Origin of the sequence: Pseudomonas sp. SW-3 (assembly GCF_016615645.1) — a bacterium.
Classification (GTDB): Bacteria; Pseudomonadota; Gammaproteobacteria; order Pseudomonadales; family Pseudomonadaceae; genus Aquipseudomonas; species Aquipseudomonas mandelii.
The window spans coordinates 1,957,399-1,984,248 of the sequence record NZ_CP067098.1 but is presented as its reverse complement, the minus strand read 5'-3'; the positions used below and the strand labels follow the sequence as shown (position 1 = coordinate 1,984,248).

General features: G+C 59.6%; 25 protein-coding genes. 12 read left to right on the top strand and 13 right to left on the bottom strand.

Annotated features, from left to right (window positions below):
• Window positions 1-43 precede the first annotated feature (43 nt).
• Window positions 44-2,989: an HD domain-containing phosphohydrolase gene (locus JIO00_RS08950; RefSeq protein WP_200667983.1), complete on the top strand. Its 2,946-nt coding sequence runs from the start codon at window positions 44-46 to the stop codon at window positions 2,987-2,989.
• Here JIO00_RS08950 and JIO00_RS08945 read toward each other — a convergent pair whose 3' ends face one another.
• Both JIO00_RS08945 and JIO00_RS08940 read right to left on the bottom strand, forming a co-directional pair.
• Window positions 2,990-3,472, bottom strand: coding sequence for a GAF domain-containing protein (locus JIO00_RS08945; RefSeq protein WP_010461273.1), 483 nt, complete (start codon window positions 3,470-3,472; stop codon window positions 2,990-2,992).
• On the bottom strand, window positions 3,469-4,359 hold the full coding sequence (locus JIO00_RS08940; RefSeq protein WP_010461274.1) for an ATP-binding protein: 891 nt from the start codon (window positions 4,357-4,359) through the stop codon (window positions 3,469-3,471). Before JIO00_RS08940 ends, JIO00_RS08945 begins: the two co-directional genes overlap by 4 nt.
• Window positions 4,360-4,527: 168 nt before the next feature.
• On the opposite strand from JIO00_RS08940, the gene JIO00_RS08935 reads away from it, so the two are divergent.
• Complete coding sequence (locus JIO00_RS08935) at window positions 4,528-6,849, top strand: hybrid sensor histidine kinase/response regulator (protein WP_010461276.1); 2,322 nt, start codon at window positions 4,528-4,530, stop codon at window positions 6,847-6,849.
• Here JIO00_RS08935 and JIO00_RS08930 read toward each other — a convergent pair.
• From JIO00_RS08930 to msrB, 3 genes are all read right to left on the bottom strand, one after another.
• Window positions 6,833-7,294, bottom strand: coding sequence for a MarR family winged helix-turn-helix transcriptional regulator (locus JIO00_RS08930; protein WP_010461278.1), 462 nt, complete (start codon window positions 7,292-7,294; stop codon window positions 6,833-6,835). The genes JIO00_RS08935 and JIO00_RS08930 overlap by 17 nt on opposite strands.
• Entirely contained in the window at window positions 7,291-7,776 is a 486-nt protein-coding gene (locus JIO00_RS08925) for a glutathione peroxidase (protein ID WP_200667981.1), read from the bottom strand. Before JIO00_RS08925 ends, JIO00_RS08930 begins: the two co-directional genes overlap by 4 nt.
• A gap of 199 nt (window positions 7,777-7,975) precedes the next feature.
• Window positions 7,976-8,371, bottom strand: coding sequence for a peptide-methionine (R)-S-oxide reductase MsrB (msrB, locus tag JIO00_RS08920; RefSeq protein ID WP_200667979.1), 396 nt, complete (start codon window positions 8,369-8,371; stop codon window positions 7,976-7,978).
• 226 nt (window positions 8,372-8,597) lie between these two features.
• On the opposite strand from msrB, the gene JIO00_RS08915 reads away from it, so the two are divergent.
• Both JIO00_RS08915 and htpX read left to right on the top strand, forming a co-directional pair.
• On the top strand, window positions 8,598-9,809 hold the full coding sequence (locus tag JIO00_RS08915) for a pyridoxal phosphate-dependent aminotransferase (RefSeq protein ID WP_010461284.1): 1,212 nt from the start codon (window positions 8,598-8,600) through the stop codon (window positions 9,807-9,809).
• Between the two features lie 316 nt (window positions 9,810-10,125).
• Window positions 10,126-11,013 (top strand): protease HtpX, encoded by an 888-nt coding sequence (htpX, locus tag JIO00_RS08910; RefSeq protein ID WP_010461286.1) that lies wholly within the window; start codon window positions 10,126-10,128, stop codon window positions 11,011-11,013.
• Between the two features lie 134 nt (window positions 11,014-11,147).
• Here htpX and JIO00_RS08905 read toward each other — a convergent pair whose 3' ends face one another.
• Window positions 11,148-11,804 carry a thiopurine S-methyltransferase gene (locus tag JIO00_RS08905; protein WP_200667977.1) on the bottom strand — a complete coding sequence of 219 codons (657 nt, stop codon included), beginning with the start codon at window positions 11,802-11,804 and terminating at the stop codon, window positions 11,148-11,150.
• A gap of 103 nt (window positions 11,805-11,907) precedes the next feature.
• On the opposite strand from JIO00_RS08905, the gene JIO00_RS08900 reads away from it, so the two are divergent.
• Window positions 11,908-12,675 carry a DODA-type extradiol aromatic ring-opening family dioxygenase gene (locus JIO00_RS08900; protein ID WP_200667975.1) on the top strand — a complete coding sequence of 256 codons (768 nt, stop codon included), beginning with the start codon at window positions 11,908-11,910 and terminating at the stop codon, window positions 12,673-12,675.
• Between the two features lie 186 nt (window positions 12,676-12,861).
• Here the strand turns inward: JIO00_RS08900 and JIO00_RS08895 are convergent, their stop codons facing one another.
• The gene (locus JIO00_RS08895) at window positions 12,862-14,535 is read right to left on the bottom strand and encodes a DEAD/DEAH box helicase (protein ID WP_008146183.1); all 1,674 of its coding nucleotides are present in this window, start codon (window positions 14,533-14,535) and stop codon (window positions 12,862-12,864) included.
• 434 nt (window positions 14,536-14,969) lie between these two features.
• Between JIO00_RS08895 and JIO00_RS08890 the strand changes: the two genes are divergently transcribed.
• On the top strand, window positions 14,970-15,761 hold the full coding sequence (locus JIO00_RS08890; RefSeq protein WP_010461293.1) for a crotonase/enoyl-CoA hydratase family protein: 792 nt from the start codon (window positions 14,970-14,972) through the stop codon (window positions 15,759-15,761).
• A 138-nt stretch (window positions 15,762-15,899) separates the two neighbouring features.
• On the opposite strand, the gene JIO00_RS08885 is transcribed toward JIO00_RS08890, so the two are convergent.
• Window positions 15,900-16,655: a spermidine synthase gene (locus JIO00_RS08885; RefSeq protein WP_010461296.1), complete on the bottom strand. Its 756-nt coding sequence runs from the start codon at window positions 16,653-16,655 to the stop codon at window positions 15,900-15,902.
• Window positions 16,656-16,804: 149 nt separating this feature from the next.
• Here JIO00_RS08885 and JIO00_RS08880 point away from each other — a divergent pair, with 149 nt between their 5' ends.
• A complete protein-coding gene (locus JIO00_RS08880; RefSeq protein ID WP_010461297.1) occupies window positions 16,805-18,151 on the top strand; it encodes a class II 3-deoxy-7-phosphoheptulonate synthase in 1,347 nt (448 codons plus the stop codon).
• Window positions 18,152-18,241: 90 nt separating this feature from the next.
• Here JIO00_RS08880 and JIO00_RS08875 read toward each other — a convergent pair whose 3' ends face one another.
• Both JIO00_RS08875 and JIO00_RS08870 read right to left on the bottom strand, forming a co-directional pair.
• The gene (locus tag JIO00_RS08875; protein ID WP_083374702.1) at window positions 18,242-19,471 is read right to left on the bottom strand and encodes a winged helix-turn-helix domain-containing protein; all 1,230 of its coding nucleotides are present in this window, start codon (window positions 19,469-19,471) and stop codon (window positions 18,242-18,244) included.
• Between the two features lie 64 nt (window positions 19,472-19,535).
• Complete coding sequence (locus tag JIO00_RS08870; protein WP_010461302.1) at window positions 19,536-19,751, bottom strand: DUF1127 domain-containing protein; 216 nt, start codon at window positions 19,749-19,751, stop codon at window positions 19,536-19,538.
• A gap of 96 nt (window positions 19,752-19,847) precedes the next feature.
• Between JIO00_RS08870 and JIO00_RS08865 the strand changes: the two genes are divergently transcribed.
• Window positions 19,848-20,702, top strand: a complete 855-nt coding sequence (locus JIO00_RS08865) for a LysR substrate-binding domain-containing protein (protein ID WP_010461304.1) — start codon at window positions 19,848-19,850, stop codon at window positions 20,700-20,702.
• On the opposite strand, the gene JIO00_RS08860 is transcribed toward JIO00_RS08865, so the two are convergent.
• Window positions 20,692-21,426, bottom strand: coding sequence for a sulfite exporter TauE/SafE family protein (locus JIO00_RS08860; RefSeq protein ID WP_042932884.1), 735 nt, complete (start codon window positions 21,424-21,426; stop codon window positions 20,692-20,694). The genes JIO00_RS08865 and JIO00_RS08860 overlap by 11 nt on opposite strands.
• A gap of 124 nt (window positions 21,427-21,550) precedes the next feature.
• Here JIO00_RS08860 and JIO00_RS08855 point away from each other — a divergent pair, with 124 nt between their 5' ends.
• The 4 genes from JIO00_RS08855 to JIO00_RS08840 all read left to right on the top strand — a co-directional run bounded on the left by JIO00_RS08855 (window position 21,551) and on the right by JIO00_RS08840 (window position 24,842).
• Window positions 21,551-22,507, top strand: coding sequence for a LysR family transcriptional regulator (locus tag JIO00_RS08855; protein ID WP_010461308.1), 957 nt, complete (start codon window positions 21,551-21,553; stop codon window positions 22,505-22,507).
• Window positions 22,508-22,576: 69 nt separating this feature from the next.
• Window positions 22,577-23,038 (top strand): MarR family winged helix-turn-helix transcriptional regulator, encoded by a 462-nt coding sequence (locus JIO00_RS08850; RefSeq protein ID WP_200668615.1) that lies wholly within the window; start codon window positions 22,577-22,579, stop codon window positions 23,036-23,038.
• A gap of 337 nt (window positions 23,039-23,375) precedes the next feature.
• Window positions 23,376-23,795 carry an organic hydroperoxide resistance protein gene (locus JIO00_RS08845; RefSeq protein WP_010461312.1) on the top strand — a complete coding sequence of 140 codons (420 nt, stop codon included), beginning with the start codon at window positions 23,376-23,378 and terminating at the stop codon, window positions 23,793-23,795.
• A gap of 33 nt (window positions 23,796-23,828) precedes the next feature.
• Entirely contained in the window at window positions 23,829-24,842 is a 1,014-nt protein-coding gene (locus tag JIO00_RS08840) for an alpha/beta hydrolase (RefSeq protein ID WP_077747918.1), read from the top strand.
• A 174-nt stretch (window positions 24,843-25,016) separates the two neighbouring features.
• Here JIO00_RS08840 and JIO00_RS08835 read toward each other — a convergent pair whose 3' ends face one another.
• Together JIO00_RS08835 and earP are read right to left on the bottom strand one after the other, a co-directional pair.
• Complete coding sequence (locus tag JIO00_RS08835) at window positions 25,017-25,586, bottom strand: elongation factor P (protein ID WP_007943632.1); 570 nt, start codon at window positions 25,584-25,586, stop codon at window positions 25,017-25,019.
• A gap of 48 nt (window positions 25,587-25,634) precedes the next feature.
• The gene (earP, locus tag JIO00_RS08830) at window positions 25,635-26,792 is read right to left on the bottom strand and encodes an elongation factor P maturation arginine rhamnosyltransferase EarP (RefSeq protein WP_010461321.1); all 1,158 of its coding nucleotides are present in this window, start codon (window positions 26,790-26,792) and stop codon (window positions 25,635-25,637) included.
• Window positions 26,793-26,850: the final 58 nt, after the last annotated feature.

Sequence of the window (26,850 nt, the reverse complement as noted above, 5' to 3'; positions counted from 1 at the left end):
TTGGACGCTGAGCAGTGTGTTAAACATCATGGAGAGACCCGCAATGCCCAGCCCACTGCGCCCGGATCAACGCCGGTTTCCGCTGCACATCCATATCAGTGTGATGTTCACCTTTCTGTTATTGCTGACCGGTGCGGTGCTGGGCATTTTCAACTACGGGCAAACCACGCAGATCATTCTTTCCAGCAGTGAAAAGCTCTTCAACCGCATCGAGCAGGATGTCCGCCTGGACCTGCAAGGCACCTACGAACCGATTCGCCATCTGCTGAGCCTGCTGGCGGACTACCCGGCGACCCGCGCTCCGGATCTGGAGCAACGCCTGGCGTTGCTCCAGCCCTTTAGCCAGTCGCTCAACGACAACCCCAACCTGGCATCGTTGTACCTGGGTTATGGCAATGGTGATTTTTTCATGGTCCGCCCCTTGCGGACGGCATCTCTGAGAACTGATCTGAAAGCCCCCGATTCAGCGGCGTTTCAGGTCTGGAGCATCGAGCACAGCAGCAGTGGTCAGATCCGCTCCCAATCCCTGTTTTTTGATCAATCCCTGACACTCATCAACCGCCTGGACAACCCCGACGAAACCTTCGATCCCCGCACTCGTGCCTGGTTCTCCAGCGCACGCGGCGACGTGAACCAGATCACCACTGATCCCTACGTTTTTTTCTCCACCCGCAACGTCGGCACTACCTTGGCCCGGCGCAGTGGTGAAAACGCGGTGATGGGTGCCGACCTGACCCTGGCCGAATTGTCGGCCACCCTGGCCAAACACGTGGTGACGCCCCATACCGAAATCGTGCTGTTCGATGCCCAGGGCAATGCCATCGCCTACCCCGACAGCGACAAGCTGATCATTGACGGCCAGACCGCTCGCCTGAACAAGGCTGCCGACCTCAGCCCCGGCCTCGGCGCCCTGCTCTCCAATCCTCCTGCCAGCAATCGGCTGGACGCCGCCGGTCGTCAATGGATTGTGGCGCGCAGCAGCATGACGGAGGGCGGCCCCCAGGGACTGCAACTGGCGTTGCTGGTGCCGGAGGACGAATTGCTCGCCGATGCCTACCGCATGCGCTGGCAAGGCGCGCTGATTACTCTGGCGACATTGCTGCTATGCCTGCCCGTGGGATGGTTGACCTCCAGAGTCCTGGTCAAGCCCCTGCGCACGCTGGTGCAGGAAGCCGATGCGGTGCGCAGTTTCAATTTCGACTTTCCGATCGGCCACAGTTCGCCGGTGCTTGAAATTGACCAACTGAGCGTGTCGATGGCGCGGATGAAGGATACTCTGGGCAGTTTTTTCCAGATCACCGATAGCTTGAGCGCGGAGACCCGCTTTGCGCCGTTGCTGCAGCGGGTGCTGTTTGAAACCGTGAAGATCGGGCAAGCCCAGGCCGGTCTTATTTACCTGCGCGAACGTGACAGCGATCGCATGGAGCCCCAGGGCCTGGTCATCAATGGCACGTCACAAGCATTGCCCTCATTCGGAGTTCAGGGACACGAACTCCAGGATCCGCAGAGTCCTCAGTGGCTGCAGCAGTTGTCGAACGCCGACAATATCGTGACCAATCTGGGTTTCGAACAGGCGGGGGATTTGCAGAAGGTGATGCTCGCGCTGGAATACCCCCGGGTGCACCTGATCGGCATCCGCTTGCACAATCGGCACAACGAAACCGTGGGCCTGCTGATCCTGCTTTTGACCGACAGCGGCACACAAAGCGACCTGGAAAAACTGCGCCCGGACCGCATCGCGTTTCTCCAGGCGGTGTCCGGCGCCGCGGCCGTGAGCATTGAGAGCCAGCGCCTGCAAGCCAAACAGAAACAACTGCTGGACGCCTTCATTCAACTGCTGGCCGGCGCGATCGATGCCAAGAGCCCTTATACCGGAGGCCACTGCCAGCGAGTGCCGGAGCTGACCCTGATGCTCGCCCAGGCGGCGGCCGCCAGTCAGGCCCCGGCCTTCAGCGACTACCAACCCACCGAAGATGAGTGGGAAGCCCTGCACATTGCGGCCTGGCTGCACGATTGCGGGAAGGTCACGACGCCTGAATACGTGGTCGACAAAGCCACCAAGCTTGAGACCCTGAACGACCGCATCCATGAAATCCGCACCCGTTTCGAGGTCCTCAAGCGCGATGCCTGGATCAATTATTGGCAAGCCGTCGCCCTGGGCGGTGACGAGCAGCACCTGGCCGAATTGCGCAATGCCAACCTGGCCGGGCTGGATGATGATTTCGCCTTCGTCGCCCGCTGTAATCTGGGCGCAGAGGCCATGGCCGAAGCCGATCTGCAACGGCTGCGCAGCATTGCCCAGCGCAACTGGACCCGTACCCTGGACGATCGAATCGGTGTGTCCTGGGAAGAAAACCGCCGCCAGGCACGAACCCCGGCACCGACCTTGCCGGTCAGCGAGCCGCTGTTGGCGGACAAGCCCGAGCACCTGTTCGAACGCGCCGAAAGCGAACTGATTCCGGAAGACAATCCCTGGGGTTTCAAGCTCGATGTGCCGCGCTACAAATACAACCGAGGCGAGCTCTACAACCTGAGCATCACCCGAGGCACGCTGACCCGCGAGGAGCGTTACATCATCAACCACCACATGGTGCAGACGATCCTGATGCTCAGCCACTTGCCCTTCCCCGGCCACCTCAACAACGTCGCGGAAATCGCTGGCGGCCACCACGAGAAAATGGACGGCACCGGTTACCCCAAACAGTTGAAGCGCGAAGAAATGAGTCTGCCGGCACGGATGATGGCGATTGCCGATATTTTCGAGGCACTGACCGCCGCCGATCGCCCTTACAAGAAGGCCAAAACCTTGAGCGAAGCGCTGGGCATCATGGCCACCATGTGCCGTGACGCCCATATCGATCCGGAGTTGTTCGGCTTGTTCATCAACGCCGGCATCTATCTGCAATACGCCGACCGATTCCTCGATCCAAGGCAGATCGATGCGGTCGACCCGTCAAGCCTGTTGCTCAAGGCTGGCTTGAGGGTGTGATCAGCAATCGGTCAGACGCAGGAAAATCGCCGCCAGTTGCTCGATACCGGCCTGATCGTCAGCGGTAAACCGCGCCAGACTCGGGCTGTCGAGGTCCAGCACGCCAATCAGGCGACCGTCCTTGACCAGCGGCACGACCAGCTCGCTGTTCGAGGCGCTGTCGCAGGCGATGTGCCCGGGGAACGCGTGAACGTCTTCGACCAACTGGGTCTTCAAGGTCGCCGCCGCCGTCCCGCACACGCCGCGACCGAACGGAATCCGCACACAGGCGATCTGCCCCTGAAACGGGCCAAGCACCAGTTCTTCGTCGCGATTGAGGTAGAAACCGGCCCAGTTCAAGTCGTCGAGCTGGCTGTACAGGAACGCCGAAAACTGCGCAGCGTTGGCGATAAAGTCACGCTCGTCCGCCAGTAGCGACTCCAGCTGCGCCCATAACATGCCGTAACCGTCCAGGCCTTGGCCGCTCTTCTGTAAATCGATCATGCTTTGTGCTCCAACAGCTTCAGCCCCACCCAATAGCGGGCAAATTGATACGCGCAGCGTCCATTGCGGTTGCCCCGGCCCGTAGCCCAGCGCACGGCGAGGATGTCCAGCTCTTCGTTACGCTGCCACTCAAGGCCGGATTTTCCGGCCAATTGCCCGATCCAGTGCTCGACGACGTCAAGGAAGTGCTCTTGAGTAAACGGATAGAACGACAGCCACAATCCAAAACGGTCCGACAGCGCGATCTTGTCTTCCACCGCCTCGCTGGGATGCAGTTCGCCATCGACCCGTTTCCAGTTTTCGTTATCGCTTTCCTTTTCCGGCACCAGGTGGCGACGGTTAGAGGTGGCGTACAGCAAGACGTTATCCGGCGCCTGTTCGAGCGAGCCGTCGAGCACGCTCTTGAGCACGCGATAGTCGCCTTCGCCCGACTCAAACGACAGGTCATCGCAGAACAGCACGAAACGCTGAGGCAGCCTGGCGATCTGTTCGACCACGCGCGGCAGGTCCGCCAGGTGATCGCGCTCGATCTCGATCAACCGCAGGCCGGCCTTGGCGTGCTCGGCCAGCAATGCGCGTACCAGCGACGATTTGCCGGTGCCGCGCGACCCCCAGAGCAGAGCGTGGTTGGCGGGCATGCCGTCGAGGAACTGCTGGGTATTTCGCCCCAGTTGCTCCACTTGGCGGTCGACACCGATCAAGTCGGACAACCGCGTGTCGAGGCTGACATGCAGCGGCAGCAGAAACCCGCTGCGGCCCTCGCGTTGCCAGCGCGCGGCCAGGCATTGCGTCCAGTCGATGGCTTGCCGAGGAGCAGGCAAGAGCGGTTCGATACGGGCCAGGACAGCATCGGCGCGTTCAAGAAAAGCATTCAATCGGGAATCCACGTCTTCTCCTCGGGCACGTTCACAGTGATGATGGCATTGCAGCGACGCAACGAAGCATTCGGCACCCGGTTCATCCCTTGTTGCACAAGGGCTCGCGAGAACATCGGTATCCATGCATGATCGACTATGCTTGAGCAGCGAAGGGAAACGGAAGTGGTTCAACACCCCATGGATATCAAATTCACCCACCGGCTGTCATACAAGCAAGCCAGGCTGACCGTGCTTGTCGGTTTCATTCTGGGCACGCTGCTCAGTCTGCTGCAAATAGGCATCGATTATGCCAGCGAAGACGCCTCCATCAACCGTGAAATACTGTCTTTACTGGAAATCAGCCATAACCCCGCGTCCCGCATCGCCTACAACATCGACGCCGAACTCTCCCAGGAACTGACCATGGGCCTGTTGCGCTCGCCGGCGATCATCGGTGCGCAATTGACTGACAACAACGGCACCGTCCTGGCCAGCGTCAAACGCCCGACCCTGCAAAGCAATTATCGGATGATCAGCGACTTCCTGTTCGGCGCCAATCGCCAGTTTGAAGACCGCCTCTACCTCGATCACTTGCCGAACGAATCACTCGGCACCTTGCGACTGGAAGTCGATACCTACGCCTTCGGCAGCCGTTTCCTGCGCCGGGCCGAGGTGACGCTGCTCAACGGCTTCGCTCGCAGCCTGATCCTGACCGGCATCCTGTTGGCGCTGTTCTACGTGATGCTGACGAAGCCGCTGGTGCGGGTCATCCGCGAACTCAGCGGGCGCGATCCGCGTAGCGCGGAACCGACCTGGCTGGAATACCCGAGCGGACATAAAAACGATGAAATCGGTGTGCTGGTCAAAGTGGCCAACCAGCAGTTCGAAAACATCGCCACCGAAATCCAGCAGCGGCGCAACGCCGAAAACCGCCTGACCGACTACCTCGGGCAACTGGAAAACATCGTCTCGGCCCGCACCGCGGAGCTCAAGGCGATCAATGCCCGGCTCAGTCAATCGAACCAGGAGCTGGAAGTCGCACGAAGCACCGCCCTCGATATGGCCGAAGCACGTTCGGTGTTTCTCGCCAATATGAGCCATGAAATCCGCACACCGCTCAACGGCCTGCTGGGCATGATCGCGCTCTCGCTGGACGGCCCGCTCAATGCCGAACAACAGCAACAGCTGTCCATTGCCCATGACTCGGGCAAAGTGCTGGTGGAACTGCTCAACGATATTCTCGACCTGTCGAAATTCGATGCCGGCCAGCTCGAACTCGAACACATTCCGTTCGACCTCGGGTCGCTGATCGAAGACACCGCCAATCTGCTGTCGCAGAACGCCGCGCCCAGCGTCGAGTTGACCTGCCTGATCGATCCGCACTTTCCGGCGTTGGTGCTGGGGGATCCGACCCGCGTCCGGCAGATCGTCAGCAACCTGTTGTCCAACGCCCTCAAGTTCACCCGTTTCGGTCGGGTGGATGTGCGCCTTTCAACCTTTGAAGATGGCGTCAGAATCGAAGTCTGCGACACCGGTATCGGGATTGCCCAGGATGCTCAGGTCAAAATCTTCCAGCCTTTCACGCAGGCCGGCGCCGGCATAACCCGCCAATTCGGCGGCACCGGGCTGGGCCTGGCGCTGACCTATAACCTCTGCGAAGCGATGCAGGGGCGGCTGACCATCAGCTCGGAAGCGGGTTTCGGCAGCCAGTTCTGCGCCGACCTGCCGTTGCCCTGCCACACCCGGGCCATCGCCCCACAGCCGTTACCGGGCAAGGTCATTGCCGTCACCGCGGCCAACAGCGGCCTGGCGGAACTGCTGAAAAACCTGTTGCCCGGCTGGGGGCTCGACTATCAGCAACGGTCCATCGATGACTCGTTCATCGGCCTCGACCCGGACGTGCTGATCACCGACTGCCCCGAATGCCTGTTTGGCCTGCGCCCGACCCTCGACGCGCCTATCTTGCTGGTGACCGCCTATGGCAGCTTCATGCCCAGTGAAGAAGCCAACGCCCTGGCGCCCCTGCAACAGCAGGCTCGTCCTTTGGCGCGCAATGCGCTTTACCAGACATTGCGCCGGGTGCTGCTGCCCGAAAGCAACCTGATCAACGGTGCCCGGGTCGAAAATCTTACCCCGCAACGACGCGGACGTGTCCTGCTGGTCGAGGACAACCCGGTCAATCAATTGGTGGCCAAGGGCATGCTCGGCAAACTCGGTTGCGAGGTGATCGTCGCCGCTCACGGTGCCGAAGCCCTGGATCAGCTTGAGCACAGCGAATTCGACCTGGTGCTGATGGACTGCAACATGCCGGTGATGGATGGCTATGAAGCCAGCCGACAAATCCGTCGCAGCGGGCGCTGGCCACAACTGCCCATCGTGGCCTTGACTGCCAACGCCATGTCCGAGGAACGCGAACGCTGCCGTGTGGCGGGCATGAGCGATTACCTGGCCAAGCCCTTTCGCCGAGAAGAACTGGCCGCGTTGCTCGACCTGTGGATACCGACTACGACAGCGCTTTGATTTGCCCCAGCAGGTGATCGAGACCGTCGCGCAGATCATGCAGGCGATCCAGATCGACGCCGCTGTCGCACAGCAACCGGGCCTTGAGCGGCCCGACCTGATCACGCAAAGCCTTGCCGGTCGGCGAAAGACTCAGGTGCACTTCTCGCTCATCGCGCGCCGAACGCTGGCGCTGCACCAGTTGCAGTTGCTCAAGGCGCTTGAGCAACGGCGTCAGGGTGCCGGAATCCAGCGCCAGGCGTTCGCCCAGCGCCTTGACCGTCGGCTGCTCCGGCGCCGTTTCCTGCCATTCCCACAACACCAGCATCGCCAGGTATTGCGGATAGGTCAGGCCCAGTTGATCGAGCATCGGCTTGTAGGCGCGGATCACCGCCCGAGAAGCCGCATACAGCTTGAAGCAGAGCTGGCTGTCGAGCTTCAGCGAATCGACGGACAGGGTGTTCATTTGAGCAGGGCTTCGATCTCGCGGCTCAGGTCCTGCGGCTTGGTTGCCGGAGCGAAGCGCTTGACCAACTGGCCGTCCTTGCCGATCAGGAACTTGGTGAAGTTCCATTTGATGCCCTGGGAGCCGAGCACGCCCGGTGCACGTTTCTTCAATTGCACAAACAGCGGATGAGCACCGGCACCATTGACGTCAACCTTCTTGAACAGCGGGAAGGTGACACCGAAGTTCAACTCGCAGAACTCGTAAATCGCCCCTTCGTTACCCGGTTCCTGCTTGCCGAACTGATTGCAGGGAAAGCCGAGCACCACCAGGCCTTGATCCTTGTAGGTCTGCCACAACTCTTCGAGGCCTTTGTATTGCGGGGTAAAACCGCACTTGCTGGCGGTGTTGACCACCAGGACGGCTTTGCCGGCGAAATCGGCCAGGGTTTTCTGATCACCTTTGATGGTGGTCACCGGGATGGTCAGCAGGTTGTCGCTCATGGGTTTGGCTCGAATTGACGGAACAAGCCATGAACATAGCGAGCAATTGAATTGTGTGCAATTTAAATGTGCGGGGGCGCCGGATATCTCCGGATATCTGTAGGGGCTAAGCCTGCTCGCGAAGGCGTCGGGTCAGTCACCAACTGTGCTGAATGTTGAGACGCCTTCGCGAGCAAGCTTCGCTCCTACATGGCTCGCATTACTCGCGCGGTACCAGGTCCAGGCACACCGAATTGATGCAATAACGCAGACCGGTCGGCGGCGGGCCATCCGGGAACACGTGCCCCAGATGCGCGTCGCATTTGGCGCAAACCACTTCAGTGCGGATCATGCCGTGGCTGACATCACGGATCTCGACCATGGCGCTGTCGCCGATAGGCGCGTAGAAGCTCGGCCAGCCGCAGCCGGAGTCGAATTTGGTTTTGGCGTCGAATAGCGGCTCGTTGCAGCAGATGCAGTGGTAGACACCGTCAGTTTTGGTGTCGTTGTATTTGCCGGAGAACGGCCGTTCGGTGCCCTTGAGACGGCAAACGTTGTACTGCTCTGGATCGAGCATCGCCTTCCATTCTTCCAGGGTTTTATCCAACTTTTCCATCGTCACACCTCAGCAGCTGAAAAAGCCCGATCTGTACCTTTTCCACGGATCGGGCGGCACGTATGATTGCGCCTCGTCAAACGCCAGTCTGGCAGCCAGACCACGCGCATTCAAACGGATTTATGGGTGCTGCATCTCAAGGCGTCAGGCCTGTGTGAATACGCAGGATTCCCAGTACGGTAGTTCATACGCCGCCTGGATCGTTCATTTTCGGGAACACATCGCCATGCAGGTCAGCAAATCGAACAAGCTCGCCAACGTCTGCTACGACATTCGCGGCCCAGTGCTCAAGCACGCCAAACGCCTGGAAGAGGAAGGTCATCGCATCCTCAAGCTGAACATCGGCAACCCGGCGCCCTTTGGTTTCGAAGCGCCGGACGAAATCCTCCAGGACGTGATCCGCAACCTGCCGACCGCTCAGGGTTACAGCGACTCCAAAGGCCTGTTCAGCGCGCGCAAGGCTGTCATGCAGTACTACCAGCAAAAGCAGGTGGAAGGTGTCGGCATTGAAGACATCTACCTGGGCAACGGCGTTTCCGAGCTGATCGTGATGTCGTTGCAGGCATTGCTGAACAATGGCGACGAAGTGCTGGTGCCAGCGCCTGACTATCCGCTGTGGACGGCTGCCGTGAGCCTGTCCGGCGGCAATCCGGTGCATTACCTGTGCGACGAGCAGGCCAACTGGTGGCCGGACCTGGCCGACATCAAGGCCAAGATCACCCCGAACACCAAGGCCCTGGTGATCATCAACCCGAACAACCCGACCGGCGCCGTGTATTCGAAAGAAGTGCTGCTGGGCATGCTGGAACTGGCACGCCAGCACAATCTGGTGGTGTTCTCCGACGAGATCTACGACAAGATCCTGTACGACGATGCCGTGCACATCTGCACCGCCTCCCTGGCGCCGGACCTGCTCTGCCTGACCTTCAACGGTCTGTCCAAGTCATATCGCGTGGCCGGCTTCCGTTCCGGCTGGATCGCCATTTCCGGTCCGAAGCACCACGCCCAGAGCTACATCGAAGGCATCGACATGCTGGCCAACATGCGCCTGTGTGCCAACGTGCCGAGTCAGCATGCGATCCAGACCGCTCTCGGCGGTTACCAGAGCATCAATGACCTGGTGTTGCCGCACGGTCGCTTGCTGGAACAGCGCAATCGCACCTGGGAACTGCTTAACGATATTCCGGGCGTGAGTTGCGTGAAGCCGATGGGGGCGTTGTATGCGTTCCCGCGGATCGATCCGAAAGTCTGCCCGATCCACAATGACGAGAAGTTCGTGCTCGACCTGCTGCTCTCCGAAAAACTGCTGGTGGTGCAAGGCACGGCCTTCAACTGGCCTTGGCCGGATCACTTCCGTGTCGTGACCTTGCCACGGGTGGATGAACTGGACATGGCCATTGGCCGGATCGGTAACTTCCTCAAATCCTACCGCCAGTAAACTGAACTTCACCGTGCGACACGTGCATCGGTCGCACGGTGATTAATTCAGCAACATATCTTTGCCCCCTGTCAGCCATCACTGCTCCTGTCGCTTACTGAAGCCACGTTTTGGGGCCGCGTCTAACAACGACGGGGCCTGAGAGGCGAATTGGCTGTCAAACACCTCCCGCATCGCCGTCGGAATTGCCCTGCAAGCAGCTAGACTGTTGCTGTAGGACACAGTTTGAAATAGTCACTCGGTTGAATAGCCCGGTGCAGCACCTTATATACCCCGCAGTACGCTACATCTTTAGCATGAGGAGATTTCTACAACCATGATGCGCATCCTGCTGTTTTTGGCCACTAACCTGGCGGTCGTGCTGATTGCCAGCATCACCCTGAGCCTTTTCGGCTTCAACGGGTTCATGGCGGCCAACGGGGTTGATCTCAACCTCAATCAGCTGCTGATTTTCTGTGCGGTCTTTGGTTTCGCCGGTTCCCTGTTCTCGCTGTTCATCTCCAAGTGGATGGCGAAGATGAGCACCAGCACCCAAATCATCAGCCAGCCGCGCACACGTCACGAGCAATGGCTGCTGCAAACCGTCGAGCAACTGTCCCGCGAAGCCGGGATCAAGATGCCCGAAGTCGGGATTTTCCCCGCCTACGAGGCCAACGCGTTCGCCACGGGCTGGAACAAGAACGACGCACTGGTCGCGGTCAGCCAGGGTCTGCTCGAGCGTTTCTCGCCGGATGAAGTGAAAGCGGTCCTGGCCCACGAGATCGGCCACGTAGCCAATGGTGACATGGTCACCCTGGCGTTGATCCAGGGCGTGGTGAACACCTTCGTGATGTTCTTCGCCCGGATCATCGGCAACTTTGTCGACAAGGTGATCTTCAAGAACGAAGAAGGCCAAGGCATCGCCTACTATATCGCGACGATCTTCGCCGAACTGGTCCTGGGCATTCTGGCCAGCTCCATCGTCATGTGGTTCTCGCGCAAACGTGAGTTCCGTGCCGACGAAGCCGGTGCACGTCTGGCCGGTACCAGCGCAATGATTGGTGCCTTGCAACGCCTTCGTGCCGAACAGGGCCTGCCGGTGCATATGCCGGATACGCTGAATGCCTTTGGCATCAACGGCGGCATCAAACAAGGGTTCGCTCGTATGTTCATGAGCCACCCGCCGCTGGAAGAGCGTATTGACGCGTTGCGTCGTCGGGGCTGATAGCTCTCGCACTACGCCTTAAAAGAAAAGGCCCGCAGTGAATGCGGGCCTTTTTTTGTCTGCTGATTTTTGCGGTGTTCATTCGGGCCCCATCGCGAGCAAGCTCGCGATGGTCCAGTGAAGCCACTACAAATCTATCGGATGGAAACCCGATAAACCCGCTCTTCAAGCCGAGTAACGCCACTTTCGATAAACTTCCAGCTCTCGCCCAATACGTCCTGGTCTTCCAGAATCTTCAGCTCCCAGGTTGCCCCGAACAACCGTTGCACTTCGTCATCGGGCACGGCAAACGGTGGGCCTTCCTTCTGTGCCTGGTCGTAATCCAGAGTAATCAAAAGCCCGAGCGAATCCTTCGGCAGAATCCGCTTCAAATGCTCGGCGTATTGCTCACGCATCGGCGGCGGCAACGCGATCAATGCCGCGCGGTCGTACAGCGCGCTGCAATCGGCGACATCGCCGGCCGTCAACGCGAAGAAGTCGCCGCACCAGACCTCTATCGAACCCGCCCGATAGACCGTGAAAGGCCCCTGGTCGCTGACGTCCGGATCAAATTGATGCTCGTGGAAGAAGTCTTCCACCGCCTTTTCCGACAATTCGATGCCCAACACCTCGTGACCGCATTTCGCCAGCCAGAGCAGATCCAGGCTTTTCCCACATAGCGGCACCAGGACGCGCGCGCCCTCCTCCCGGCCCAGCTGCGGCCAGTAACGTTGCAGATATGGATTCACTTCCGGCAGGTGAAAGCCGATCTGATTCGACGTCCACCGCTTGTGCCAAAACTCCGGCTGCATAATTAATCCCGAAAATTCGATCAAAAGACCCTAAAACTTATATTAGATTTAGATCAATGATCTGACTGAAGATGCTGCCATCTTACCCCTCAGGAGCTCTTTCATGTTCCCCAGCCTGTACATATCCCATGGCTCGCCCATGTTGGCACTGGAACCGGGAGCCAGCGGGCCCGCCCTCGCTCGCCTGGCCGCCGAAATGCCGAAACCGAAAGCCATCGTGATCGTCTCTGCACACTGGGAAAGTAACGACTTGCTGGTCAGTGGCAATCCCCAACCTGAAACCTGGCACGATTTCGGCGGCTTCCCGAAAGCACTGTTCGAAGTGCAATACCCGGCACCCGGCAATCCTCAACTGGCTGGCGAGGTGGTCGAGTTACTGCAGGCCGACAACCTGCCGGCACGGATCGATACCAAACGCCCCTTCGACCACGGCGTCTGGGTGCCTTTGTCGTTGATGTATCCGCAGGCCGACATCCCGGTGGTGCAAGTCTCGCTGCCCACCCGTGCCGGCCCTGCCCTGCAAACCCGGGTCGGCCATGCCTTGGCCAGCCTGCGCGAACACGGCGTGTTGTTGATCGGCTCCGGCAGCATCACCCATAACCTGCGTGAACTGGACTGGCACGCCGGCCCGGAAAGTGTCGAACCGTGGGCCCGGACGTTCCGTGACTGGATGATTGAAAAACTCGCCGCCAACGATGAAGCCGCACTGCACGATTATCGTCAGCAGGCGCCAAACGCAGTGCGCAATCATCCCAGCGATGAGCATTTGCTGCCGTTGTACTTTGCTCGCGGGGCTGGGGGTGAGTTCAGCGTTGCCCATCAAGGGTTCACCATGGGTGCGCTGGGGATGGACATCTACCGTTTTGACTGACAGGTAGACCGAGGCGTCCCCTTCGCGAGCGGGCTCGCTCCTAAGGGGCTCACAATCCAATGTGGGAGCGAGCCTGCTCGCGATTGGGGCAACTCGATGCCCAGTCCAGGCACAAACAGCAGGCCAAAAAAAATCCCCGAACCAGTCGGGGATTTTTTATGTTCGATCAATCAGCTCGAGAGCGGATCAATCTTCGCGATAGCGACGCAGCTTCAACTGCTTACCGGCAACGCGAGTGTCCTTCAGCTTGGTCAGCAGACGCTCCAGACCATCTTCCGGCAGCTCGACGAGGCTGAAGCTGTCACGCACCTGGATGCGACCGATTGCTTCGCGAGCCAGGCCACCCTCGTTGAGGATAGCGCCCAGCAGGTTCTTGGCAGCGATGCCATCGCGCGCACCCAGCGCGGTACGGCAACGAGCACGACCTTCGGCCAATGGAACCGGAGCACGACGCTCACGATCACCACGGTCCGGACGATCACCGGTGCGCTCTGGACGATCGCCACGCGGTGCGTTGTTCGGCACCAGTGGACGTTCTTTCTCGATCGCGGCCAGGGTCAGCGCCTGAGCGTTGGTTGCCTTGCGCAGCAGAGCAGCGGCCAGTGCACGCGGGGTGCAACCGATGTCGGCAGTCAGGCGATCCAGCAGATCACCGTGGGTCGATTCAGCATCAGCTACCAGTGGCGACAGGCTGTTGGTCAGTTTCTTGATGCGGGCATCGAGAACGGCCTGAGCATCCGGCAGGCGGACTTCGGCAACTTTCTGACCGGTTACACGCTCGATCACTTGCAGCATGCGGCGCTCACGCGGAGTCACCAGCAACAGTGCACGACCTTCGCGACCGGCACGGCCAGTACGGCCGATACGGTGAACGTAGGACTCTGGATCGTACGGCATGTCAACGTTGAATACGTGAGTGATGCGCGGAACGTCCAGGCCACGAGCAGCAACGTCGGTCGCCACAACGATGTCCAGACGGCCATCCTTGAGGGATTCGATCACGCGCTCACGTTGGTTCTGAGCAATGTCACCGTTCAGCGCAGCGGCTTTGTAGCCTTTGGCTTCCAGGGCACTGGCCAGGTCCAGGGTCGCTTGCTTGGTGCGCACGAACATGATCAGGGCGTCGAAGTCTTCCACTTCCAGCAGGCTCAATACAGCCGAGGTCTTCTGGTCAGCGTGAACCAACAGGTGAGCCTGTTCGATCGCGGTAACGGTCTGAGTCTTGGTCTGGATCTTCACGTGTTGCGGATCGCGCAGATGGCGTTCGGCAATGGCACGGATCGACTGCGGCAGGGTGGCCGAGAACAACACGGTCTGACGGGTTGGCGGCAGAGCCTTGAAGATAACTTCGAGGTCGTCCATGAAACCCAGTTTGAGCATTTCGTCCGCTTCGTCCAGAACCAGGTGGTTCACGGTCGACAGGACTTTTTCGTCACGACGCAGGTGGTCGCACAGACGGCCCGGTGTGGCGACAACGATCTGTGCGCCATTACGGATTGCTTTCAGTTGTGGGCCCATCGGGGCGCCGCCGTAAACGGCCACAACGGTAACGCCCGGCATTTGCTTGGCGTAGGTTTCGAAAGCGGTTGCTACTTGCAGCGCCAACTCACGGGTTGGCGCCAGGATCAGGGCTTGCGGCTCGCGCTTTGCAGGATCGATGCGGTGCAGGATCGGCAGGGCGAACGCGGCGGTTTTACCCGTACCGGTTTGCGCCTGACCAATCATGTCGTGACCGGCCATGATGATCGGGATCGATTGCTGCTGAATAGCCGAAGGCTCTTCGTAGCCAGTCGCGATGACGGCTGCAAGAATGTTCGGATTAAGATTAAAAGCGGCGAAGCCGCCGGTTTCCTGGGTCATGGGTCTGCCTCTAAGTGCATCCGCAAAGACCCATGCTCCAAAGCTGCGCATGCCGTGTAAGACTCAAGAGTCGCCCTGGCTGCTTTGTCGGCGGGGATTTGCGAAAACGAATGAATGAAAAAGATTCGTCAAGGGAGAGTCCGCTGTGCGGACGTGCAGCCGAAGCTGACTTCGGGAAATTGCGCTACCTAAACGCGGCCCGGTTAAAGGCCGGCGCGCACTATACCGGAAATCGCCCAAAAAGGGAGCATTATTTGTCGGAAAACTGACGTATACACCGTTATGTCACACGCTTTGCAGATAATCGTGCAACGGTCTATTTTTCAAAGGCCCGGCCCTGCTGGCGATGGCGCTAAAACGGTTCATCCTTGTGACGCAGACCAGCGGTTTTGACCCGCGGCCTGGCACACCCTTCCCGCCCGAGGAAATGCTCCATGAATCAGCCCGACTCCAGTCGTGTCACCCGTGAAAAACACGGCCATGTCCTGATGATCGGCCTGGATCGGGTGGCCAAGCGCAATGCCTTCGACCTCGATCTGCTCAACGCACTGAGCCTGGCTTACGGCGAGTTCGAGGCCGACAGTGAAGCGCGGGTGGCGGTGGTGTTCGCTCATGGCGAGCACTTCACCGCCGGGCTCGACCTGATCAATGCCAGTGCGGCCCTGGCCGAAGGCTGGCAGGCACCGCCCGGCGGTTGCGATCCGTGGGGCGTGTTTGCCGGGCCCCGGGTGAGCAAACCGGTGATTGTCGCCGCGCAAGGCTACTGCCTGACCATTGGCATCGAGTTGATGCTGGCCGCTGACATCAACCTTTGCGCCAGCAATACCCGATTTGCGCAGAAGGAAGTGCAGCGCGGGATCTTCCCCTTCGGCGGTGCCACGTTGCGCCTGCATCAAGTCGCCGGCTGGGGCAATGCCATGCGCTGGCTGCTGACTGGCGATGAATTTGATGCGCATGAAGCGTTGCACTTGGGGTTGGTGCAGGAAGTCATGGCCAGCGAGGATCTGCTGCCACGGGCCATTGAATTGGCTGAGCGGATCGCCCGGCAGGCGCCGTTGGGGGTTCAGGCGACGTTGATGTCTGCACGGCAGGCGCGATACGAAGGGGAAACTGCGGCGGCGCAGGCATTGCCGCCGTTGGTGAAGAAGTTGCTGGCGAGTGAGGATGCCCGGGAAGGTGTGCGGTCAATGATCGAAAAGCGGCCGGGCATCTTCAAGGGCTGCTGACAGATTTGCTTTTGTGGCGAGGGCGCTTGCTCCCGCTGGGCTGCGAAGCGGCCCCAAAATCTTCGCAATCAATGCAAATCTTGTGAGTGCTGCGCACTCAAGCGGGAGCAAGCTCCCTCGCCACAAGGCCTCATTGCATCAAGTCGCCGGGCGAATCGCCTTGATCAACGACTGCAACGAATACCCTAACCGCGGCGCCAGCCCTTCGGCCCGGGCAAGCAGTCCATTCATGTCCAGTTCCTGATCCAGCTCCGAAGGCACGATCAGAATCACATTGCCCTCCTTCACCGGCAGCTCCCAGTAATGCCGGTGATAGAGCCCGCGCAACAATGCAGCACCCAAGGGTTTGCCGTCGTCGGTGGCCCATTGATTGATCACCAGCCAGCCGCCCGGATTCAAGCGTTTCTGACAGTTTTCCAGGAAGCTCCAGGCCAGATGCCCGACACCGGGACCGACATCGGTATAAAGGTCGACGAAGATCAAGTCCGCCGGTTCAGCGGTATCGAGCAACTCCAGCGCATCGCCGACGCGGATGTACAAACGCGGATCATCATCGAGCCCCAGGTATTCGATGGCCAGACGCGGTACGTCGGGGCGCAATTCGATGGCTTCGACATCTTCAAGGGGCAGAAACTTGAGGCACGCCTGGGTCAGCGTGCCGGCGCCGAGGCCAAGAAACAGCGCGCTTTCCGGCTGTTCGTGGCACAGCGCGCCAATCAGCATCGCCCGGGTGTAATCGTACTCGAGCCAGCTCGGGTCAGCCGTGAACACGCAGCTCTGCTCGATGGCATCACCGAACTCGAGAAATCGGTAATCGGCCACCTCCAGCACGCGAATCACGCCGAACTCATCCTGTACCTCGGCGAGCAAATGCTCGACGCGCTCCTCAGTCATTTCGTCTCCTGATCGTCGCCTGGCCCGGCAACGCGATAATCCGCAACATGAAGCGGCAAAGGCGCGATTGTCCGCGAAGCAACCGGAACAGGTCACGCACTAATTTGCTGATAACATGAACGTCCGAGCGTAAAACAACCGAGACCGTGATGAGCCAACCCTGGAGCCCTGACAGCTGGCGTGCCCTGCCGATCCAGCAACAACCCCTTTACCCCGACGCCGCGCATTTGCGTCAAGTCGAGCAGACCCTGGCCAGCTACCCGCCGCTGGTGTTTGCCGGTGAAGCCCGGGAGTTGCGCCGTCAGTTCGCTGAAGTCACCCAGGGCCGCGCGTTTCTGTTGCAGGGTGGCGATTGCGCCGAAAGCTTCGCCGAGTTCTCGGCCGCAAAAATTCGCGACACCTTTAAAGTCCTGCTGCAGATGGCGATTGTCATGACCTTCGCCGCGGGTTGCCCGGTGGTCAAGGTCGGGCGCATGGCCGGCCAGTTCGCCAAGCCTCGCTCGGCCAACGATGAAACCATCGACGGTGTAACCCTCCCCGCCTACCGTGGCGACATCGTCAACGGCATCGGTTTCGATGAAAAAAGCCGCGTACCGGACCCGGAGCGCTTGCTCCAGTCCTACCACCAGTCCACCGCGACCCTGAACCTGCTGCGCGCTTTCGCCCAAGGCGGTTTTGCCGACCTGCATCAGGTGCACAAATGGAACCTGGACTTCATCGCCAACTCGGCGCTGGCTGAAAAATACAGCCACTTGGCCGATCGCATCGATGAAACCCTGGCCTTCATGCGCGCTTGCGGCATGGACAGTTCGCCACAACTGCGCGAAACCAGTTTCTTCACGGCCCACGAAGCGCTGCTGCTGAATTACGAAGAAGCCTTCGTGCGCCGCGACAGCCTGACCAACGATTACTACGATTGCTCAGCGCACATGCTGTGGATCGGTGACCGCACCCGTCAGCTCGATGGCGCCCACGTCGAATTCCTGCGTGGCGTGAATAATCCGATCGGGGTAAAGGTCGGCCCGAGCATGAACCCCGAAGACCTGATTCGACTGATCGACGTGCTGAACCCGGACAACGACCCAGGCCGCTTGAATTTGATCGCCCGCATGGGCGCGAACAAGGTTGGCGATCACTTGCCGGCGTTGATCCGCGCGGTGCAGCGTGAAGGCAAGCAGGTGCTCTGGAGCTCGGACCCGATGCACGGCAACACCATCAAGGCCAGCAGCGGTTACAAGACCCGCGACTTTGCGCAGATCCTCGGTGAGGTGAAGCAGTTCTTCCAGGTTCACGAAGCGGAAGGCAGTTACGCCGGCGGTATCCATATCGAGATGACCGGGCAGAACGTGACCGAGTGCATTGGTGGTGCCCGACCAATCACTGAAGACGGGTTGTCGGACCGTTACCACACCCATTGCGATCCGCGGATGAATGCCGATCAGTCGCTGGAATTGGCGTTCCTGATTGCCGAGACGCTGAAGCAAGTTCGGCGCTGAATCGCGTCGCGCCATTCGCGGGCAACGGCCTCGCGCCTACAGGATTGCGTTGAATCAGTAGGAGCGAGGCTTGCCCGCGGAGGCGCCCGCTCAGACACCCTGAATCTGTGCCAACGCCACCCGCAAGCGCGCGCCACTCGCCCGCGGGCAATTGAGCTGAACCTGCTCAAGCCCCAGCCAATCCGCCATTTGCCGCAGATTGCCCGCCAACGCCAGCATCCCCACCTCGTCCAGCCCTGGCTCCTCTTCATGCACGGCATGCACCGCCAGCCGGCCCAACGCTCGTTCGGCACGCAGATCAACCCGCGCGGCAATCCGTTCATTGTGTAAAAACGGCAGTACGTAATAGCCGTAGACCCGTTTGTCCTGGGGCGTGTAAATCTCCAGTCGATAACGGAAATCGAACAACCGCTCGGTGCGGCTGCGCTCCCAGATCAACGAGTCAAAAGGTGATAGCAAGGCACTGGACTCGACCTTGCGCGGCACTTTCGGCTCGGGCAAGCAGTAGGCCGGTTGACGCCAGCCCTGAACCTCGCAGGCCAGTAATTCACCCGTCTCTATCAGTTCAGCCAGACGCGGCCGGCTGTCTGCCGGGTTCAGGCGAAAATAATCGCGCAGGTCCTTTTCCGTGCCGACACCTAATGCCGTCGCCGCATGCAGCAACAGCCCGCGCTGGGCCTCGGCCTCACTGAGCAAAGGCTGTTGCAGAACCGCTGAAGGAATCACCCGCTCCGGCAAATCATACAACCGCTCGAATCCGCGGCGACCGGCGACCGTGACTTCACCGGCGGCGAACAGCCATTCCAGCGCATGTTTTTCTGCGCTCCAGTCCCACCATGGCCCGGCCCGTTCCTGACGGGTCGACAGACTTCCAGCCCCCAGAGCGCCAAGTGCCTGCACCGAGGCCAGCACTCGGCGAATCGTGTCCTGCTGCTCGCGACCGAAACGCGCCAGTTGCTGGTAGATGTCTTCGCCACGCGTTGCACGCTGCATGCGCCAGCGCATCAAGGGGTACATCGACATAGGCAGCAACGAAGCTTCATGGCCCCAATACTCGAATAACGTGCGACGTCGGCCCTGACTCCAGGCAGCCTGATCGAGCAAATCGGGGGAGTAATTTCCGAGGCGGGAAAACAAGGGAAGGTAGTGCGAACGCACCAACGCATTGACCGAATCGATCTGCAGAATGCCCAGCCGTTCGATCAGCCGGTTGAGCTGAACCGGTTTGATCGCCGCTGGCGGTTGCCGCCCGTTGAACCCTTGGGCGGCCAGCGCCAGACGTCGAGCCTGTTTGTTGGAAAAGGACAGCGTTGCGGGCATGAATACCTCCGTGTCTGCTCGCAACCTACCTCACCAGAGAGGGGTTTGTGTAGCGATGGCCTCATCATTTATGCATCGGATCATCCCAGAACGGCCTGACCGATTCATGTTCGACATCGGCACGACTCACGCCAATGTCCTTCAGTGCTTCGTCGCTCAAACTTGCCAGCAGCTCACGTTCACGGTGAAGTTCGTACCAGCGACTAAACTTGTGCAGCAGATCGGATACCGCGTGGATTGAGAATTTTTCTTCCGTTACATGCTCGTTATGACCTTTCATCTTGTTGCCCTCCTTTAGGGATGGCTCAAGTCTCGCCTCAGCGCTAAGATCAATCCAACGAATGTTTCTGATGGTAACCATCTCGGAGATTGATGGATGTCGGCGTACCCAAGTATCGATACTGACGTGCTACGCACCTTTGTCGCCATTGCCGACCAGGGTGGTTTTACCCGTGCCGGAGAAATGGTCAACCGCACGCAGTCAGCGGTGAGCATGCAGATGAAGCGTCTGGAAGAAGACGTGTTGCAGCGCCAGCTGTTCGAACGTGATGGACGCCAGGTCAAGTTGACTGCCGAGGGCCAGGTATTGCTGGGTTACGCGCGGCGCATCCTCAAACTCCACAGCGAAGTTTTCAACACCCTGCGCGAGCCGCACATGGTCGGCACCGTGCGCATCGGCACGCCCGACGATTACGTCATGCGTTTCCTGCCGGGGATCCTGTCGCGTTTCGCCAAGTTTTACCCGTTGATCCAGATCGAGGTTCACTGCGAATCAACCAAACAACTGTTGCAACGCCAGGACCTGGACTTGTCCATCGTCACCCGCGAGCCCGGTACTGAAATCGGCCAGTTGCTGCGCAAGGAGCGTTTCGTCTGGGCCGAAGCACAATGCTTCAACGCCCACGAGCAGACGCCATTGCCCCTGGCGATGTTCAACAGTGATTGTTTCTGCAGGCTGTGGGCGTGTAATGCGCTGGACGCCATGGGGCGCGATTACCGCATCGCCTACAACAGTTCGAGCCTGTCGGCGTTAATGGCCGTGGTCAGTGCGGGCCTCGCGGTAACTGCGCAACTGGAAAGCCTGATCACGCCGGACATGCGCATCCTGGGAGAAGCCGAAGACCTGCCGCTGTTGCCGGAAGCCTGCATCATGCTGGTGCGCAATCTGCACAACCCGTCCCCGATCACCGAGTGCCTGGCCGAGCACATCGTCGAAGGCTTCAAACTTTAAACGCGAGCATCACCGCGCACAGCACCAGGAACCCGCAGAACAACCCGCGCAATAGCCGCTCCGGCATGGCGTGGGCGATCTTCACGCCCCAGCTGATGCTCATCAACCCGCCGACAGCCAACGGCAACCCGATCATCCAGTCCACTTGGTGATGCACGGCGTAAGTCACCAGTGTGACGCCGGTGCTGGGCAGAGCCAGGGCCAGCGACAAGCCTTGGGCCACCACCTGAGAGGTGCCGAACAGGCTGGTCAGCACCGGCGTCGCCACCACCGCACCGCCAACCCCGAACAACCCGCCCATGGTGCCGGATGCCGCGCCCAGTACGCCCAACCATGGCCAGGAATAACGCATTTGTGCAGAGGCCGGTGCGTTGGCGGTGAACATGCGCACCAGGTTGTAGGTCGACAGGGCAATCAGAAATGCAACAAACCCCACGCGCATGGTTTGCGCGTCAATGCCTACCGCCCAAATCGACCCGATCCAGGCGAAGCAGAAGCCCATTGCGGCCAATGGCAGTGCATGGCGCATTTCGATGCGGTTGCGCTGGTGATAGCGCCACAACGCCAGCATCACGTTGGGCACCACCATGACCAACGCCGTGCCCTGGGCAATTTGCTGATCGAGACCGAACAGCACGCCTAGTAGCGGAATCGCGATCAAACCACCGCCAATGCCGAATAGCCCACCGAGAGTTCCCAGGGCGGCGCCGAAGACCAGATACATCACAAACTCAATCACAGGCGATTTTCCTTTTATCAGGCCATTCATCCTACGCAGTCGGCGCTGGCAGGGAAACGCACAGCAACGCACAATGGCTGTGCCAACTTCGCACAAGCGCTGATACACCATGAATCCGAATCAATTGACCGATCAACTCGGCCTGTTCCTTGATGTGCTGGAAACGGGGAGCTTTTCCGCGGCCTCCCGGCGACATCCGCTGACGCCTTCGGCGGTGGCGCGACGTATCGACAGCCTGGAAAACGCAGTCGGTAGCCAGTTGTTCATTCGCAGCACCCACGCGGTGCGTGCTACTCCTGCTGGCCTGGCGTTCGCCGAACGGGCGCGACGGATTGTGGCGGAACTGCGCCTGGCCCGCGCCGAAGCCGTATCCCTGAGCAGTGCGCCGGAGGGCTTGATCCGCATCGATGCGCCAGCGGCGTTCGGCCGACGGCACTTGGCGCCGGTGATTGCCGACTTCCTGATGCTCTATCCGGGCCTCGACGTGCAATTGCATTTGATCGACAGTTTTGTCGACATGCAGGGGCTGAACCTGGGGAAGGTGGATCTGGTGCTGCGCGCAGGTCAAATGGCCGACACCCGTCTGGTGGCCACGCCGCTGGCAAGTATGGTGCGCATTGCCTGTGCCAGCCCGCAATACCTGAAACGCCGCGGCGTCCCGACCGAACCGACGCAGTTGATCGAACATGACGGCCTTGACTGGGACGGCCTGGCCCCACCCTTTGCCTGGCGCTTTGAGCGCGACGGGCACCTGCACCTGCATCGCCCGGCGCGCATCCGCATGAGTGCCAACAATGCCGAAGCACTGGTCTGTGGGGCGTTGGCGGGGCTGGGCATCGCGCATTTGCCGACCTGGCTGGCCAGCGAGTACCTTTTGCGTGGCGAGTTGCTGCCGCTGTTTTGTGAAAACGGCTTGCCTCCACCGGAGACCACCGGCATCTATGCATTACGTCTTGAGCAACAACCCAACTCCCGAAGCCGCTTGTTGCTGGAGTATCTGAAAACCCGCTTCAGCCCGATTCCGCCGTGGGACCTGGCACTGCAAAACACCCTGGACCGGCATTAGTCTAGAATTGTCTGGTGCATTAAAGATTCGCCCGCTAGATTCATGACGATCACTGATCAAGGCTTTGAAATGACCACCGAACGCACCACCCCGGATAACTGCGACCCGCTGCTGCTGGATAATCAGGCTTGTTTCGCCCTGCATTCCACCTCGCTGCTGATGACCAAGGTCTACAAGCCGTTGCTGCAAGCGCTGGGCCTGACCTATCCGCAGTATCTGGCGATGATGGTGTTGTGGGAGCGGGACGGGCTGCCCGTAGGCGAAATCAGCACGCGACTGCTGACAGACCCCGGCTCACTGACCCCCTTGCTCAAACGCCTGGAGGTCGAAGGATTGCTCAGTCGCACCCGCAGCCGAGAGGATGAACGGGTGGTGATCGTCGAGCTGACCGAACAGGGCCGTGCGTTGCGCGACAAGGCACGCAGCATTCCCCAGTGCATCCTCGGTGCAAGCGGAATGACGCTTGAGAGATTGCAAAAACTGCAAGCGGAGCTGCAGGAACTGCGCAGCAATCTGCAAGACAGCCTTTAATCCCCCAAATCCCTGTGGGAGCGAGCCTGCTCGCGATTGCAGTGTGTCATTCAGCATTGATACTGACTGACACTCCGTCATCGCGAGCAGGCTCACTCCCACATTTGTTTTGTGGTGTCCCAGTTGATCGGGGTGCTTCCTTCGAAAAAAATCTTCCGCTAAAAATCCTGCCGCGACCGCTCTAACTCAACACCTCCAACCCGCGCACTCCTCCAAACCAAAACTTTTTCAAAAATTTATATTGCGCGCTAACTATTAGCGCGATACATTCATCTCGCACTTACTTAGCGCGCAAACATTTAGCGCAAATAAATCAAATCTGAACGAGGCTCACACCATGCAAACTCTCTACACCGCAATCGCAACCTCCACTGGCGGCCGTGACGGTCGTGCGGTTTCCAGTGACAACATCCTCGACGTCAAACTCGCCACCCCGAAAGAACTCGGTGGTGCCGGCGGCGCAGCGACCAACCCTGAGCAATTGTTCGCCGCCGGCTACTCCGCCTGCTTCATCGGCGCGCTGAAATTCGTCGCCAGCCAGACCAAACGCAGCATCCCGAACGACGCGTCGATCACCGCCCATGTCGGCATCGGCCAGATCCCTGGCGGTTTCGGCCTGGACATCGACCTGCACATCAGCCTGCCAGGTCTTGAACAAGCCGACGCGCAAAGCCTGGTCGAGGCGGCTCACCAAGTCTGCCCGTACTCGAACGCGACCCGTGGCAACGTCGATGTGCGCCTGCACGTCACCGTCTAACCGCCGACTACCAGGCCCGAACAGGAAATGAACATGAACACTTTCAGCAAAGTCTTGACCGGCACCCTTCTCGCTATGTCCATCAGTAACGCGTTCGCAGGTGATGGGGTTGAACACAACACCCAGGCGTTCCTCGACGTTCTGAATGCCGGCACCGGCAAACCGATGGAACAACTCACCCCCAAAGAAGCCCGTGCGGTGCTGGTGGGTGCGCAAGCCTCGGTGAAACTGACGCTGCCAAAAGCCGATGTCAGCGAGAAGACCATCCAGGTCGACGGCCAACCGCTCAGCCTGACCATCGTCCGGCCGGCCGGTGTCAAGGGCGAGCTGCCAGTGTTCATGTTCTTCCACGGCGGCGGATGGGTGCTGGGAGATTTCCCGACCCACGAACGTCTGGTTCGCGACCTGGTGACGGGGTCGGGTGCAGCAGCGGTGTTCGTCAATTACACCCCTTCCCCGGAAGCGCACTATCCGGTGGCGATCAACCAGGCTTACGCCGCGACCAAATGGGTGGCCGAGCACGGTAAAGAGATCAACGTCGACGGCAAACGCTTGGCCGTGGCCGGCAACAGCGTGGGTGGCAACATGGCAGCCGTGGTTGCACTGATGGCCAAAGACAAGGGCACGCCGGCGATCAAGTTCCAGGTGCTGCTGTGGCCGGTGACCGATGCCAGCTTCGAAACCGCGTCCTACAACCAGTTTGCCGAGGGTCACTTCCTCACCAAAAACATGATGAAGTGGTTCTGGGACAACTACACCACCGACGCCAAACAACGTAACGAGATCTACGCCTCGCCGCTGCGGGCCACCACCGCGCAACTGAAGGGCTTACCGCCTGCGCTGGTGCAGACAGCCGGTGCCGACGTGTTGCGCGATGAAGGTGAAGCCTATGCCCGCAAACTCGACGAGGCGGGTGTGCCGGTCACATCGGTTCGTTACAACGGGATGATTCACGACTACGGCTTGCTTAACGTAGTGAGCCAGGTGCCGGCGGTACGGTCGGCGATGCTGCAAGCGTCCGAAGAACTCAAGCAACACCTGAAATAACACCGCCCCCTGTAGGAGCGAGGCTTGCCCGCGAAAGCGTCGTGTCAGTCGACATCGATGTTGAATGACACGACGCCTTCGCGGGCAAGCCTCGCTCCTACAGGGGCGGGTGTTTCAGACAGGCACAAAAAAGCCCGACTCAATGGTCGGGCTTTTTCATTCCTGAAGCTGTGCTTATTTAGCACGGCCTTTGTAGGAACCGCCTTCGCGGGTATCGATCTCGATCATGTCGCCGATTTCGATGAAGTCAGCAACCGACAGCTCGGTACCGTTCTTCAGTTTGGCAGGCTTCATTACCTTGCCGGAAGTGTCACCGCGAGCAGAACCTTCGGTGTAGTCAACCTGACGCACGATAGTGGTCGGCAGTTCTACGGAAACCAGACGCTCTTCGAAGAAGATCGCTTCGCAAACATCGGTCATGCCTTCTTCAACGAAAGGCAGAACGGCTTCGATGTCTTCAGCGTTCAGCTCGTACATGGTGTAGTCAGTGGTGTCCATGAACGTGTAGGTGTCGCCGCTGATGAAGGACAGGGTCGCTTCTTTGCGGTCGAGGATTACGTCGTCCAGTTTGTCGTCAGCGCTGTAAACGATCTCGGTCTTGTAACCGGTCAGCAGGTTTTTCAGCTTGGTCTTCATGATCGCGCTGTTACGACCGGATTTGGTGAATTCAGCTTTCTGAACCAGCCAAGGATCGTTTTCGAGACGGATCACGGTACCGGGTTTCAGTTCTTTACCAGTTTTCATTGCGAATATCCGAATTTGGATGGGATTTACAAAAATCTAGGCCGCGTATCATATCCAATTTACATAAAACTGTACCAGCGCCGCGGCAAGATCGGCCTGCAAGGCCTGTTCCAGACACCACGTCTCGGCGTGTTTTTGCAGCTCCGGCCAGTGTTTACGGGTCGCAAGCCAGTGGTCGGACATATCATGACCCGCATTCCACGCACGCCAAAGACCGCTGATCGCCTCGCCGGCAGGCTCGGACAGGCCTTTCGTGTACAGCGTCAGGAAGGCGTCGAGCTTGTCCAGGTGGATGTCTTCGTCCTGCTGATAGATGTGCCAGAGCAGCGGCCGCCCTGCCCATTGTGCGCGGACAAAGGAATCTTCACCGCGCACGGCGTTGAAATCGCAACACCAAAGCACGTGATCGTATTGATCCTGTCGGACGAACGGCAGGATTTGTACGGTCAATTGATCTCGCACATGCAACGCACCGGCGGCCAATCCGTCGACGCCCAGCCAGCGTGCGACATCCCCGAGAATCCGGCCTTCGGGCACCAACAGATGCGTGGGTGTCGAATCGACGGCCATCACGTCCAGCCAACTGGCCAAGCCGCTATTTTCGTAGGCAAATAGCGAGATCAGTTGGGCATTGGGCGCGCGATCAATCCCAAGGCCTTGCAGGAATGCTCGCTGCGCCTCGGGGTCTTGCTGAAACTGCCTGCGACGTTCAAGCAAACCGCTTTCACGCAGCAAGCCGCCCGTGCCTTTCTGGAACCCCGGAAAGAAGAAGTACTTCTGCACATTCTTGTACTTCACCGACGGCAAACCGTGACAACCGATCACCCAGTCTTCGGCGCTCAGGTAGTCGAGGTTCATCCACAGCGGCGGCTTTTCCCGCGAAGCCATGGCGTCCATGTAAGGGCCCGGCAACTGGCAGGCGAACGCGGCGATCACCACATCTGCGGCTTCAGCGGGTTGCCATTCGGTGGGCCACTGACGCACCTCCACACCCTGCTGCCATTGCTGCGTGGCGCTGATGTCGATTTCAGGACAGATACGTTCAAAGGCCCGCAGGTCATCGACCCACAACCGCACCGCCACGGCATGCTCGGCCACCAACTGTCGGGCCAGGCGCCAGGTCACGCCGATGTCGCCAAAGTTGTCGACCACGGTGCAAAAAATATCCCAGCGCCAGCGGTTTTTCACTTGAGGCATTTCAGGCATTCCAGGCTCCCGTTGGCAAAGGCGCCGATTGTCCGCATAAATTACCTCACGCAGAAGA